This window comes from Faecalitalea cylindroides ATCC 27803, assembly GCF_000469305.1.
Classification (GTDB): domain Bacteria; phylum Bacillota_I; class Bacilli_A; order Erysipelotrichales; family Erysipelotrichaceae; genus Faecalitalea; species Faecalitalea cylindroides.
Genome location: NZ_KI270950.1, coordinates 1 through 12,413, shown reverse-complemented (window position 1 = coordinate 12,413; position 12,413 = coordinate 1). Strand labels below are relative to the sequence as shown.

General features: G+C 36.0%; 15 protein-coding genes and 1 other annotated feature. Of the genes, 12 read left to right on the top strand and 3 right to left on the bottom strand.

Annotated features, from left to right (window positions below; translation table 11 throughout):
• The 10 genes from HMPREF0367_RS00450 to asnS form a co-directional block, all read left to right on the top strand.
• Window positions 1-780 (top strand): gluconeogenesis factor YvcK family protein (locus HMPREF0367_RS00450; RefSeq protein ID WP_035400079.1); only part of this gene is annotated, 780 nt, incomplete at its 5' end.
• 13 nt (window positions 781-793) lie between these two features.
• Window positions 794-1,741: a DNA-binding protein WhiA gene (gene whiA, locus HMPREF0367_RS00445; RefSeq protein WP_015536095.1), complete on the top strand. Its 948-nt coding sequence runs from the start codon at window positions 794-796 to the stop codon at window positions 1,739-1,741.
• The gene (locus HMPREF0367_RS00440) at window positions 1,734-2,267 is read left to right on the top strand and encodes a hypothetical protein (RefSeq protein ID WP_035400077.1); all 534 of its coding nucleotides are present in this window, start codon (window positions 1,734-1,736) and stop codon (window positions 2,265-2,267) included. The genes whiA and HMPREF0367_RS00440 overlap by 8 nt, the downstream gene beginning before the upstream one ends.
• Before the next feature lie 10 nt (window positions 2,268-2,277).
• The gene (locus HMPREF0367_RS00435) at window positions 2,278-3,060 is read left to right on the top strand and encodes a ZIP family metal transporter (RefSeq protein WP_015536093.1); all 783 of its coding nucleotides are present in this window, start codon (window positions 2,278-2,280) and stop codon (window positions 3,058-3,060) included.
• Between the two features lie 19 nt (window positions 3,061-3,079).
• A complete protein-coding gene (locus HMPREF0367_RS00430) occupies window positions 3,080-3,439 on the top strand; it encodes a NusG domain II-containing protein (protein ID WP_015536092.1) in 360 nt (119 codons plus the stop codon).
• Window positions 3,436-3,954: a Gx transporter family protein gene (locus HMPREF0367_RS00425; protein WP_015536091.1), complete on the top strand. Its 519-nt coding sequence runs from the start codon at window positions 3,436-3,438 to the stop codon at window positions 3,952-3,954. The genes HMPREF0367_RS00430 and HMPREF0367_RS00425 overlap by 4 nt, the downstream gene beginning before the upstream one ends.
• Entirely contained in the window at window positions 3,941-4,192 is a 252-nt protein-coding gene (locus tag HMPREF0367_RS00420; protein WP_015536090.1) for a TIGR03905 family TSCPD domain-containing protein, read from the top strand. Before HMPREF0367_RS00425 ends, HMPREF0367_RS00420 begins: the two co-directional genes overlap by 14 nt.
• Before the next feature lie 2 nt (window positions 4,193-4,194).
• Window positions 4,195-4,809, top strand: coding sequence for a hypothetical protein (locus HMPREF0367_RS00415; protein ID WP_035400073.1), 615 nt, complete (start codon window positions 4,195-4,197; stop codon window positions 4,807-4,809).
• Between the two features lie 88 nt (window positions 4,810-4,897).
• A complete protein-coding gene (locus HMPREF0367_RS00410; protein ID WP_022356026.1) occupies window positions 4,898-5,548 on the top strand; it encodes a redox-sensing transcriptional repressor Rex in 651 nt (216 codons plus the stop codon).
• Window positions 5,516-5,730: a binding site (T-box leader), on the top strand. (Overlaps the previous gene by 33 nt.)
• Window positions 5,731-5,765: 35 nt before the next feature.
• The gene (gene asnS / locus HMPREF0367_RS00405; protein ID WP_022356027.1) at window positions 5,766-7,121 is read left to right on the top strand and encodes an asparagine--tRNA ligase; all 1,356 of its coding nucleotides are present in this window, start codon (window positions 5,766-5,768) and stop codon (window positions 7,119-7,121) included.
• 52 nt (window positions 7,122-7,173) lie between these two features.
• On the opposite strand, the gene HMPREF0367_RS00400 is transcribed toward asnS, so the two are convergent.
• Together HMPREF0367_RS00400 and HMPREF0367_RS00395 are read right to left on the bottom strand one after the other, a co-directional pair.
• The gene (locus HMPREF0367_RS00400; protein WP_148449338.1) at window positions 7,174-7,509 is read right to left on the bottom strand and encodes a hypothetical protein; all 336 of its coding nucleotides are present in this window, start codon (window positions 7,507-7,509) and stop codon (window positions 7,174-7,176) included.
• Window positions 7,510-7,533: 24 nt separating this feature from the next.
• Complete coding sequence (locus tag HMPREF0367_RS00395; protein ID WP_035400068.1) at window positions 7,534-8,076, bottom strand: hypothetical protein; 543 nt, start codon at window positions 8,074-8,076, stop codon at window positions 7,534-7,536.
• 233 nt (window positions 8,077-8,309) lie between these two features.
• Here HMPREF0367_RS00395 and HMPREF0367_RS00390 point away from each other — a divergent pair, with 233 nt between their 5' ends.
• Entirely contained in the window at window positions 8,310-9,662 is a 1,353-nt protein-coding gene (locus HMPREF0367_RS00390; RefSeq protein WP_022355436.1) for an N-acetylmuramoyl-L-alanine amidase CwlD, read from the top strand.
• Entirely contained in the window at window positions 9,643-11,520 is a 1,878-nt protein-coding gene (locus HMPREF0367_RS00385; RefSeq protein ID WP_035400064.1) for an ABC-F family ATP-binding cassette domain-containing protein, read from the top strand. The genes HMPREF0367_RS00390 and HMPREF0367_RS00385 overlap by 20 nt, the downstream gene beginning before the upstream one ends.
• 10 nt (window positions 11,521-11,530) lie before the next feature.
• On the opposite strand, the gene lepB is transcribed toward HMPREF0367_RS00385, so the two are convergent.
• Window positions 11,531-12,121, bottom strand: coding sequence for a signal peptidase I (lepB, locus tag HMPREF0367_RS00380; protein WP_015536084.1), 591 nt, complete (start codon window positions 12,119-12,121; stop codon window positions 11,531-11,533).
• Window positions 12,122-12,413: the final 292 nt, after the last annotated feature.

Here is a 12,413-nt window from a genome sequence, read left to right as displayed (position 1 = left end):
TTCAAAGACCATTTAATACAATTGTCGGATGAAAATGAACATCTGTTTCGTGATATGATGAGCTATCGCTTTGAAGGAAGCAAAGATATCGGAGGACATAATTTAGGAAATTTGATCTTTCTATCTTTGATGGATATAACAGGTTCTTTTATGGGGGCTATTCAGGCAATCAGTCGAATTTTAAAAGTGAAGGGAACTATTTTGCCAAGTACTTTAGATACAGTGACTCTATATGCTATGATGGAAGATGGAACTTTAGTGCGTGGAGAAAACAATATACCAACTCTAAATAACTCTATTGATCATGTGTTTTATCAAAAGAGAGTGGAACCCCAAAGGGATGCACTAAAGGCAATTCGTAAAGCCGATCTAATTATTTATGGAATCGGTTCGCTTTATACATCGATCATGCCAAATTTGATCATTCCGGAAATTGTAGATGAAATCAAACGGAATCCATGCCAGAAAATTTATTTTTGCAATGCAATGTCTCAACCTGGAGAAACCGATGATTTTAGTGTGGAAGATCATATTCGTGCAATTGAAAAACATTCATTTAAAAATGCGGTCGATCTGGCGATCGTAAATGATTCTTATATTCCACAAAACATATTGGAAGCTTATGCAAAACAAGGAAGTTATCCTGTGAAGATCAAGGAACACGAACATTCTTATCGAATTATCGTTCGTAAATTGATCATGTTTGATGAAAAAGGTCGAATTCGTCATAATCCTGATGCAGTAAAGAAAGTGATCGAAGAAGTGATACAAACAATATAGAAGGAGGAATTGCATGTCATTTACAAGTGAAGTAAAAAATCAAATATGTAAAGATGAAGTCGATGCCAATGCCTCCAAGGCACAGTTATGTGCGCTTTTTCAAATACGTGCTAGTTTGCATATGAACTGGCAGGGTATGTATTTGTCTTTTCAAAGTGAAAATGCGACGATTGCCAAACACGTATTTCAACTTTTGAAACAAAATTATCATGTCGATCCACGATTAGCGGTATTAAAAAAAATGCAGTTAAAAAAGAACAATATCTATCGTATTCAAGTTTATGAAAAAGCTGAAGAGATATTGCAGGATCTTCAGATCATGACAGATACTGGACTTCATACAACGCCTCGTTCCAAGATGATTCGCTCTGAAAAAATGGCAAGAGCCTATCTTCAAGGCTGTTTTTTAGCTAGTGGATCAATCAATGATCCCAAGACGACAAACTACCATATGGAAATTACTTGTACAGATGAAGACCTTGCCAAAACGATTCAAAAACTCATGGAACGTTTTTATCTTCCAGCCAAGATCATTAAACGCAAAAATCAATTTGTCGTGTATATGAAGGCGGGAGAAAAAATTGCTGATTTTTTACGTTTGTGTAATGCATCGGATGCTTTATTTGAATTTGAAGATTCACGTATTCAAAGAGATTTCTACAATCAAATTACACGTTTGGATAATTGTGAAGTGGCCAATGAAATGAAGGCTATGAAAGCTGCTAAAAAACAATTGGAATATATCGAGATTATCGAAAAAAATGCATCGAAGCTTAAAATTTCGAAGAAGATCCAAAATGTGATTACGATTCGTAAGAAATTTCCAGAAGCAAGTATGAATGAGTTATGCGATGAAGTATATCGTGAATATGGAGATATTATTTCAAAATCCGGAATGAAGCATCGTTTGGCAAAAATCAAAGAATTGGCTATGGAAGTAATGGAGGATCCAAATGCGTAAATTATGGATTATATTAATTTGTTTGTTGGTCTGTACAGGATGTTCGAGCCAAATTGAACTTCAAAAACAGACATTTACGATTGAATTGGGAAAAGATGTCTATGCTAATCCAGCTCTATATGTAAAAGAAGATAAAAACTATGATACATCCAATATGAGTGTTCAAGCTGTTTCCAGTGGGATTCGAAAGATGGATAATCGATTCATTACAGGTGGTATGGATTATCTAGTTGTAGGGGAATATGATTTTAAGATCGTTGATGGGGATAAAGAGTATCCGTTTAAGATCAAGATCAAAGACACTCAACCACCAACAGTAAACAATGCACCAACTGAAATCAGTGTTGCCAGAGAAACGATTATTGACTGGTCACAGTATTTTGATGCCAGTGATTTAAGTGGTGTTTCCTATAGTGTGAATCAAAATTTCAGTACTGCCCAGGCAGGCAGTGTGGATATCGTATTGAAAATTTCCGATCGCTATGGCAATGCGGTTGAAAAAAATGTACATGTGAATATTACTTAGAAAGGGTATTATGGACTTTAATGTGATGATTGGGGTCGTGGCTCCGTTTTTAGGTACGGTTTTAGGAAGTGCCATGGTATTTTTATTAAAAAAAGATTTTCCGGAAATTGTCGAGAAAGCTCTACTTGGATTTGCCGGTGGTGTTATGATGGCAGCTAGTGTATTTAGTCTTTTACTACCTAGTATTGAACAGGCAGACAATGATGGAAATATTGGATGGATGATCGCAAGTTTAGGATTTCTTGGTGGTATTGGTTTTTTGTTGCTGCTGGATGTTGTCATTCCGCATGTTCATGTGAACAGCGATGAAGAAGAAGGAATTAAAACTTCCTGGACGAAAACAACTAAATTATTTCTAGCGATGACATTACACAATATTCCTGAAGGAATGGCTTTAGGTATCGTGTTTGCATCAATCGTAGATCAAAGTGTTGCCATGAGTACGGGAGCAGCTTTTGCCTTGGCTCTAGGAATTGCGATTCAAAATATCCCTGAAGGTGCGGTTCTCTCTATGCCTTTGCATCAGGCAGGCATGAGTCGTTTTAAAGCTTTTTTATATGGTAGTGCTTCGGGAATCGTTGAACCAATTGGTGCGATCATAACGATATTTGCCAGTCATTTGATCAGGCCTTTGCTTCCCTGGTTATTGGCTTTTGCGGCAGGTGCAATGGTTTATTGCGTGGTAGAAGAGTTGATTCCTTCTAGTCAGCATGGCAAACACTCCAATATAGGAACGATCTTATTTGCTCTTGGATTTGTCTGCATGATGATTTTAGATAGTACGTTGGGTTAATTTGTTGTATAATTCATTTATGACAAAGGCAGATAAGGTTTTGATCGTTGTTATGATGATAGCTTCGATCTTATTATTCATACCTATCTTGAATAATGCTCCAGCTTCTAATACAGCGGTTGTTACCGTTAAGAATGAAGAAGTATTACGCATTGATCTAAGTCAAGATGAAGAGTATGAAGTTGATGGCACAAATGGAAAAGTACATATCGAAGTCAAAGATAATCAAATTCGCGTAACACAGGAAAACAGTCCGCAGCATATTTGTTCTAAACAGGGATTTGTCTCAGATCCAAACGTTCCTATTGTTTGCCTGCCAAATGATACGGTCGTTACCATAGAAGCGGATAATCCCCAAGAGGATCTGTTGATACAATGAAAAGCACACGTAAGATTATTTTTCTAGCCTTGATGGTTGGATGTGGAATCATGCTGCAAATTATCGAGAGCTTTGTGCCTGTTGTCATCTTTGTGCCTGGGTTTAAGATTGGCTTTGCGAATATCGTTTCTTTATTGACATTAATGTTATGGGATATACCCTCTATGTGGTGTGTCGCCTTGCTTCGTATCGTATTAGCTTCTTTGATGATGGGAACGATTTTTTCGGTCAGTTTCTGGTTGTCCTTATCTGGGGGATTCTTGTCTTTGATCATGATGACCATATTTAAAAAGGCAAAAGTTTTTTCAATTTATGGAATTAGTGTTATAGGTGCCTGCTTTCACAGCGTTGGCCAGGTTATTATGATAACATTGATATACCAGCAATATTTTATGCAGTTATTTTTGCCGATATTATTGGCTTTATCTATTGTAAGTGGCTTATTGATTGCAATCATCAGCAATCAGGTTTATATAAGAGTACAGAAAGGAATGGTAAAATATGGAGAAATTTAATTATCAGCCAAGCGGGGTATGTTCAAGATTGTTTGAATTTGAAGTAGAGGATGATAAGATCAACAATCTAAATGTCATTGGAGGATGTCATGGAAATCTTCAAGGAATCTCAGCATTATTAAAAGGAATGCCAATTGATGAGGCAATCGAAAAACTTGAAGGAATTCGTTGTCACAATAAACCGACTTCCTGCCCAGATCAAATTGCGAAGGCATTGAAGGCTTATAAAAAAGCGTAATTATGGCAGATCATTTTTTAGGAGCATTAAAAGAGATCGAACGACGCTCTCGAGATAATACTTTGATTTTTAGCGATGTATTGAGCGAGCGCCTTGATGGGATTGCTGAATCCATGATTTCTACAAAATTATCCGACAATGATTATATGAAACTGTTGGAGCTTTATTATCAAAAATATCACAAACAGGAAAAGAAAAAGGCTATGATGTATTGCATACTGCGTATTCAACAAATGGCCGAATGCAAGAAAATGAAAAAATTCAACAAGAACATCAAAAATATTGAATTTAGTGATAGTTTTGATGAATATACATTAACATTCTTAAATAAAAAAAGACCATATTATAAAAATATGGCTTTAGATTTTAAGAAAAAAGCTTTGTTTATATCATTATTTATATCGATCATTTTTTTAGCTTTGATCGTTTTGGTTTGTAATGTTAGCTTTGTATTAAGTTGGATCCTTTCTTTGATCATGTATGTGGGTTCTTATATTACTTTGATTCAAGTAGGGTATCCTTATGTTTTTGAAAATCGATTAATGGTATTGCAGGAAGAGCTTGACCCATTGTGTTTAGCAGTCGATCTTTCTGTTCATCCAAACTCACATGAATAGTCATCGCAGGATGACTTTTTATTTGTTCACTATTTCACAAATGTAAAAAAAGTGATAGAATAGGAATAGAACAGATGGAGATGTATTTATGACAACAAATAATGTACCTAAAGCCACTCTTCAACGTTATCCAGTTTATCTTAAGGCGCTTCGTCGCTTACAAAAAAACGGTGTTGAGAGAATCATGTCAAAGGAACTTTCAAGTTTTGTTGATATTGAACCAACAACGATTCGTCGTGATTTTTCTTTTCTGGGAAATCTTGGTAAACAAGGATATGGCTATGATGTGGACAAACTTATCGAAATTTTCAATGGACAGCTTGGTGTAAATTTTGATGAAAAGATCATTTTAGTAGGAGCTGGAAACCTGGGCCGTGCCTTGATGAATTATAATAAATGGGATTATGTCGTTGGTGAAATTGAGTGCGCATTTGATATTGATAAAGCTAAATGCGGTACTCAGTTTGGTGTAGAGGTCTATTCTATGGATCTTCTAGAGGAAAAAATTCCTAAGGGATGTCGTATAGCGATCTTAACGATTTCGCATAATGTTCAAGAGACTGTGGATCGTTTAGTCGATTGTGGAATTACAGGTATCGTAGATTTTACACATCAGCATTTTTTGGCACCTAAGGGGGTTGTCATTAAAAGTATTGATGTGGTATCATCTATTCAAGAACTGGTTTTTATGACCAATTCACTGGAATCAAAGACAAAGAAGCAGAAGTCTGGTAAATAAAGGCGTTACAGAGAATCTATCGTTGGTGAAAGATAGATCGTACTTGTTTTCTAAGGTAACAGCTGCTGAGTTAAACTGGAGAAATTAAGTAGACAGTTTCGGTTGAAGACCGTTATCTTTTCATTAAAGAGCATACTTTTTGTATGAAATCGGATGGCACCGCGGTTATTATCGTTCCTGATACAGGGACGTTTTTTTTATGGAAAGGAAAGGTATTATGTTAGTTAAAAAATTAAAAGAAACATTTGAGCAGTATGATCAAAAAGAAGTTGTATTACAAGGATGGGTAAGAACGAATCGAAAATCAAAAGCTTTAGGCTTTATTGAATTGAACGATGGATCTTGTTTTTCCAATGTACAAATTGTATATACAGATGCTTTGAATAATTTTGATGAAGTATCTAAGATTACACTTGGTTCCGCTTTGGAAGTAAAAGGTACAGTGGTATTAACACCAGAGGCAAAGCAGCCTTTTGAAATTCAGGCAACGAGTGTTGAAGTTTTGGGATTGTGTGATCACGATTATCCGCTTCAGAAAAAACGTCACAGTTTTGAATATATGAGAGAAATTCCTCATATTCGTCCTAGAGCTAACACATATTATGCTATGTTCCGCTTAAGAAGTGTTTTAAGCATGGCAATCCACACGTTCTTCCAGGATCGTGGATTTGTGTATGTGCATACACCAGAAATCACTGGAAATGATGCAGAAGGTGCAGGAGAATGCTTTACAGTAACATGTCGTCAAGATGATGAATACGAAAAAGACTTCTTTGGCAAACATGCTCAGTTAACAGTTTCCGGTCAGCTTCATGTAGAACCTTTTGCCCAGACATATCGTAATGTTTATACATTTGGACCTACATTCCGTGCAGAAAATTCAAACACAACTCGTCATGCCAGTGAGTTTTGGATGATCGAACCGGAATTGGCATTTGCCGATCTTTCTGACAATATGGACTGCATTGAAGAGATGATCAAATACTGTATTAAATATTGTCTAGAACATGCTAAAGAAGAAATGGAATTCTTTGAAAAAATGATCGATAAAGACTGTATCAAGCGTATTACAGAAGTAGCTAATTCGAACTTTAAGCGCATGACATATACTGAAGCTATCAAAGAATTAGAGAAGGTAAAAGATACTTTCGAAAATAAAGATATCTTCTGGGGCATGGATCTTCAAAGTGAACATGAACGTTATATCTGTGAAAAAGTCGTTAAAGGACCTGTATTCTTGATTGACTATCCAAAAGAAATCAAAGCTTTCTATATGCGTGTTAACGATGATCAAAAGACCGTTGCAGCATGTGATTTGCTTGTTCCATATGTAGGAGAACTTGTAGGTGGATCACAACGTGAAGAACGTTATGATGTTTTAGAAGCTAAGATCAAAGAAATGGGCATTGCTCAAGAAACGCTACAGTGGTACTTGGATCTTCGCCGTTTTGGAGGATGCAAGCATAGTGGTTTTGGTTTAGGATTTGACCGTATGTTAATGTACTTAAGTGGTGTACAGAACATTCGTGATGTTCAACCATACCCAAGAACACCAAGAAACTTGATTTTCTAATCTATAAAAAAGTAGTGCCAGGCAGCTCTAAGTTAGAGTTACCTGGCATTTTTTAATGGCTTAATTTAGCTTGTTTCAGCAGTTGTTTTGTCACACTTTTAAAGCCTAGGATCATTTCATCTGTATATCCTTTTTCTAGCATTTCCTGAATAAATTGAAGAATTTGTTTTCTTTCGCCTTTTAACCTTCCTTCATTTCTTGCCTGTTTGCTGACTTCTTCTTCCCATTCCTCAATGGCCTTGCACATATCTATCTCATCTCCTTCTTCTTTGCTTATGATCAATTCCAGTCGTCTGGATCCTGTCAGAGCACACACCATCATCACGACTTCCTTGTCGATCTTTTGTCTGTATCTCTTCTTGATCGTTTCCAGATCCTTTTGAAACATCAGCTGAGCAATGTCGATGCACATCTAGATATCCCTGTTTCTATATCGTCTTGGATCATCTTTACAGATCTGGACCAGGTTCATTCTGCTTTCCAGCATATTCGCATCGTTTATTTGTTTGTATCCGAACATATCCTTCAGGCTTTTATGATGCTTCCATTCTTCCTGCCCGTAATAGATCACAAATGTGATGCAGGGGATCAGTCTATCTTCTTTCTTGATCCTGGATATGGTTTCAAGAGGATCTTCAAGATCCCTGGTTTCCCTGTGGTTTCTTTTTAGTCTCCTTATCTGGGATTCATAGCTTTTCATATCATACATGGCATTGCGATACGGCATGGTCAGATCCTCGACCAGCTGGTTTTCAATGGCAAGATACATTTCCTGTTTGTCTGTTGTCCATTTCATGATGACATCACGGGTATAGTGATCATATCTGCGATCGACAGGAACAAGATCATCAGGCTGTATGATATCTTTGCCTGCATATAGATTGGCGTTCATGAAAGAGGCAAAGCGAGCAGGATCATACCAGAAGCGGTTGGAAACGGTATCGAATCGATTCATAGGCAGGATCCATCCTTATCCTCAAGTGTACGATAGCACAGAATGAAACGGTTGTCATTGAACTGCTTATTTAAGAATACTGTATTCATCTTATAGTCCTCCTAATTATCTATCACACCTCAAATGATAAAAAGGACAAAAAAATTTTAAAAAATAGTAATAATACCGTTATGGATGTTAGCTAAGCTATTTCCTGTCTTGTTTTTTTTTAGAGGCTTTGATATAAATATCGTATGAAAAAATTTGTGCGAGGAATTAGAAAATTTATTCAATTGTTACGTTCTTTTGGTCGAGCATTACATAATCCAAGAACTTGTATCTTATTTGTGATCGTGATTGCCTTAAGCTGCGTTTCTGTTTTTTTGTATGTCACAAGACCAACACAATTAGATAAACTGGGTATATCATATTTAGAACTTTTAGATAGAAGTGTTGTTCAAGAAAATGTTTCAGAGAAATTCAAGAATGCATATGAAGCCAATGATTATTTGATTTATGGTGAGAATATGATGTTCTATGCCAATGAATACGATGGCAATGTAGATCCAATGCAGGGGATGAATGTACTTCTTAGAAATGTAGAGACAGAAGAAGAAATCAGCTATACTTTTTCTGGTGGTGTAGATTCTGGGATTGGTTTAGCTTCTCTTTCACAAGGTTTGTATGAAGTCTATGTATATGATAACTATGTCAAAAAAAGATTATATTTCCAGGATGAAGAAGAATCTTTAAATTTTTCTACTATGCGCCGTAATGAAATGGTTAAAAATGTTCAGGTTCATGCTTCTAAAGATTATTTAAAAGACTTTGGAGTCAATATGGATAAAAACTATGTTTTTATTTCTGTAGTGGATAATATACCGATGGTCAGGACCATTGACGTTTTGATCGATCCAGGTGGAAATGTATACAATGAAGCAGATAACTCCATTGATTATGGCGTTGGCAACGACTTGATCAATGAGGCATCGGCAAGTTTGGAATTAGCTGAGATGTTAAAAGAAAAATTAGAGGCCAAGGGTTTACGTGTGGAATTAACACGAGATGCAGAGTCAACACCTAGCTATTATGGAAAGAGTGGCAGAGCAGGTATTGGTTATGAGAAACAGGCTAAAGTATTTATTTCTTTAGGCATGCTTGTGGATGAAACACAAACTCGACCAATTATGATGATATCACCATATACAAGTGGTTTGCTGGCGAATGAAGTTTCATATACTTTGTTGCAGAATGGAATAGAATTGCCAGATATCAGTGCGCAGGAGAATTTAAATCTAGGTATCTTATATGATTCACTTCGTGTGGATGAAGAAGGAAATAGTACGAAATTTGAATTATATCCTCAGTTAAGAGAAACAGGAGGAAAAGCTACGTTTGCTGGACAAGCAGAAAGCTCTAAGTCGAATCAAGCATATGCGGATTATTATGGAATGAATTCGATATATTTTCAGTTTGCCAATTTAGCCAGTACCGACAGCATTAATTATTATTTAGAAAACAAAGAAACGATCGCAACAAGTATTGCGGATGCGATCACAAATTATTATGAGATAGAAGGGGAAACGGATGAAACTACAACTGAATGATGTTGTGAAATCCTATGGAGCTGATGTCGTGCTTGATAGGGTGAACATTCAGATCAAAGATAATGAAAAAATTGCGCTTGTAGGGCGTAATGGGTGTGGAAAGACGACTCTATTAAAGATCATATGTGAAAAAGAGCCTATGGATTCAGGTTCAAGGTTTGTTGCCAATGGAACAAAGATTGGTTATCTTTCTCAAATTACCTTCTTAGATGAGACAAAAACGGTATATGAAGAACTGTTGGATGCCTTTAAAGAAGTTCGTTCTTTAGAAAAACAATTATTAGAACAGGCAAATCGCTTAGAATTTGATGCCAATGAGAAAGAATTAGAAAGGTATGATAAGCTTCAACAGCGTTTCGAAGCTTTAAATGGATATCAGTATGAAGTAGAACTTCAAAGTGTATTCTTTCATTTTCAATTTACAAAAGAAGATCTAGATAAACCATTAAACCAGTTCAGCTCAGGGCAAAAAACACGAATTGCCTTAGTAAAACTTCTTTTAAGCAAGCCAGATATTTTACTGTTGGATGAGCCGACAAACCATTTGGATATGGATTCGATCGAATGGTTGGAAAACTATATCAAACATTATCCATTTGCGGTTATTCTGGTAAGCCATGACCGTATGTTCTTAGATAATGTTGTCGATGAGATCGTAGAAATTGAGTTTGGCAAGAGCATGCGCTATGTGGGAAATTATACGCACTATATCAAAGCCAAAGAAGAATATTTAAAGAAAAATCATGAAGCTTATATTCGTCAGCAGCAGGAAATTCAACGATTGGAAACACTGATCGATAAATTTCGCTATAAGAAAAACAAGGCTGCTTTTGCCAAGAGCAAACAAAAATATTTGGATCGTATGGAACGTATCGAAGATTTTAAACAAGATTCTTCCAGGATCAAGGCCAATTTTTCATCGTATCGAAAAGGCGGAAAACGTGTTTTGAGCGTTGAAGATTTAAAGATTGGTTATGGTGATAACGTGTTATCAACTGTCTCTTTTGAATTGCTTCAGAAGCAGCGAATGGGTATCATTGGTCCAAATGGAATTGGAAAATCTACTTTGATCAAAACCTTGGTGGGACAGATCGAAAAAATATCTGGTGAATTTAAATTTGGTCACCAGATTGACGTTGGGTATTTCAATCAGGAAAGTGCTCAGATGGTCTCAAACAAGAACGTTTTGGATGAACTATGGGATGAAGATCCAAATGCGACACAAACGGAGATTCGTAATATCCTGGCAAGCTTTCTTTTTACGCAGGAAGAAGTTTTTAAGGATGTTTCTTCACTTTCAGGTGGAGAAAGAGTGCGTCTGGCTTTGGCAAAGTTAATGTTGGATCATGATAATTTATTATTGTTGGATGAGCCGACAAATCACTTGGATATTCCGGCTAAGGAAGCACTGGAAGAAGCTTTGATGAAATACGATGGTACGATCCTTTTTGTAAGTCACGATCGTATGTTCTTGAAAAAGATGGCTAATCGCATCTTGAAAATGGAAGCGGATAAAAGTTTTGTATATAATCTGACTTATGAAGAATATCTTGAAAAGGCCAAAAATGATGAATTGGTAGAAAGCGTACAGGAAGTTAAAGAACAACCGGCAACAAAAGTTTCTTTCCAGGATTCTAAAGCTCTAAAAAATCGTGTGGCTAAGTTAGAAAAAATGTTGGAAGAAGCTGAACTTGATTTAGAGTCATTGCGAGAACTGCGTTATGAACCTGAGTATTATCAAGATTATCAGAAAATGGAAGAATTAGATCAACAAATTGATGATAAACATAATGAAATCAATGCCCTAATGAATGAATGGGAAGAAAAAATGGCATTAATAGAAAAGGCAACCGCATAATGGTTGCCTTTTAGCTTAGATAGCTGATTTCACTAAGTGGCCATAATACAAGAAAATCCTTTGCGAGGATCTGTTCTCTTTTGACAGGACCAAAATCACGTGAATCTTGTGATAAGGGACGATTATCACCCATGAGGAAGTATTCATCTTCACCGAGTTTTACTTCACTGAAATTTTTTGTGAAGTAATAATTCTTAGAGACCCAATCATCTTTATACGAAGTGTTCAAATAAGGCTCGTCCAAGGGTTCGCCGTTAATGTAAATAACTTCATCTTTACAGGAAATTGTATCATTGGGCATTCCAATTACACGTTTGATGACTTCGGATGTTTCATTGTTTTCAATGATCTTTGCGACTACGATATCATAACGTTGAATGCCATTGATATTGGCATTTAACACATTTGTGACACCTTTTTGGTGATTCTGCAATGTTGGATGCATGCTTCGCCCAGAAACTTGTTTTGGTGAAAATAAAAAAGTATTGATAAAGATCACAATCAAAGAGCAGATTAGAAATGTTTTTATAAAATCTAATATATCTTCAATGAGAAGACGGTCATCTTCATCATTATATCTATATGTATTTGTTTTTTTCATGTCCCTAGTCTAGCACCAAAAGGATCAAATGTCTATTTGACAGAGTTTTATTTATTTACAATTGCAATTTACATTCTCTTACATTTTCTTTCTTGACAAATGAATTTTGTTTCATTATGATTAAAACATAAATTTATGAAAGCGTTGATAAGGAAAAAATAAACATGAGCGTTCTATAGCGAGCTGTTGGTTGGTGGAAAACAGTGAACCTGTGTTTATGAACTCACCTTTGAGCTGATAGAGTGAAATCAAAGTAAGTCTATCCGGTTGCCTTCCGTTAACAAGGCAACGA

Excerpts from the sequence above, each read along its gene's own strand:
- HMPREF0367_RS00425 (WP_015536091.1), top strand. The coding sequence starts at position 3,436 with ATGAAAAGCACACGTAAGATTATTTTTCTAGCCTTGATGGTTGGATGT.
- HMPREF0367_RS00440 (WP_035400077.1), top strand. The coding sequence starts at position 1,734 with ATGCGTAAATTATGGATTATATTAATTTGTTTGTTGGTCTGTACAGGA.
- HMPREF0367_RS00420 (WP_015536090.1), top strand. The coding sequence starts at position 3,941 with ATGGAGAAATTTAATTATCAGCCAAGCGGGGTATGTTCAAGATTGTTT.
- HMPREF0367_RS00415 (WP_035400073.1), top strand. The coding sequence starts at position 4,195 with ATGGCAGATCATTTTTTAGGAGCATTAAAAGAGATCGAACGACGCTCT.
- HMPREF0367_RS00435 (WP_015536093.1), top strand. The coding sequence starts at position 2,278 with ATGGACTTTAATGTGATGATTGGGGTCGTGGCTCCGTTTTTAGGTACG.
- HMPREF0367_RS00385 (WP_035400064.1), top strand. The coding sequence starts at position 9,643 with ATGAAACTACAACTGAATGATGTTGTGAAATCCTATGGAGCTGATGTC.
- lepB (WP_015536084.1), bottom strand. The coding sequence starts at position 12,121 with ATGAAAAAAACAAATACATATAGATATAATGATGAAGATGACCGTCTT.
- whiA (WP_015536095.1), top strand. The coding sequence starts at position 794 with ATGTCATTTACAAGTGAAGTAAAAAATCAAATATGTAAAGATGAAGTC.
- HMPREF0367_RS00410 (WP_022356026.1), top strand. The coding sequence starts at position 4,898 with ATGACAACAAATAATGTACCTAAAGCCACTCTTCAACGTTATCCAGTT.
- asnS (WP_022356027.1), top strand. The coding sequence starts at position 5,766 with ATGTTAGTTAAAAAATTAAAAGAAACATTTGAGCAGTATGATCAAAAA.
- HMPREF0367_RS00400 (WP_148449338.1), bottom strand. The coding sequence starts at position 7,509 with ATGTTTCAAAAGGATCTGGAAACGATCAAGAAGAGATACAGACAAAAG.
- HMPREF0367_RS00395 (WP_035400068.1), bottom strand. The coding sequence starts at position 8,076 with ATGAATCGATTCGATACCGTTTCCAACCGCTTCTGGTATGATCCTGCT.
- HMPREF0367_RS00430 (WP_015536092.1), top strand. The coding sequence starts at position 3,080 with ATGACAAAGGCAGATAAGGTTTTGATCGTTGTTATGATGATAGCTTCG.
- HMPREF0367_RS00390 (WP_022355436.1), top strand. The coding sequence starts at position 8,310 with ATGAAAAAATTTGTGCGAGGAATTAGAAAATTTATTCAATTGTTACGT.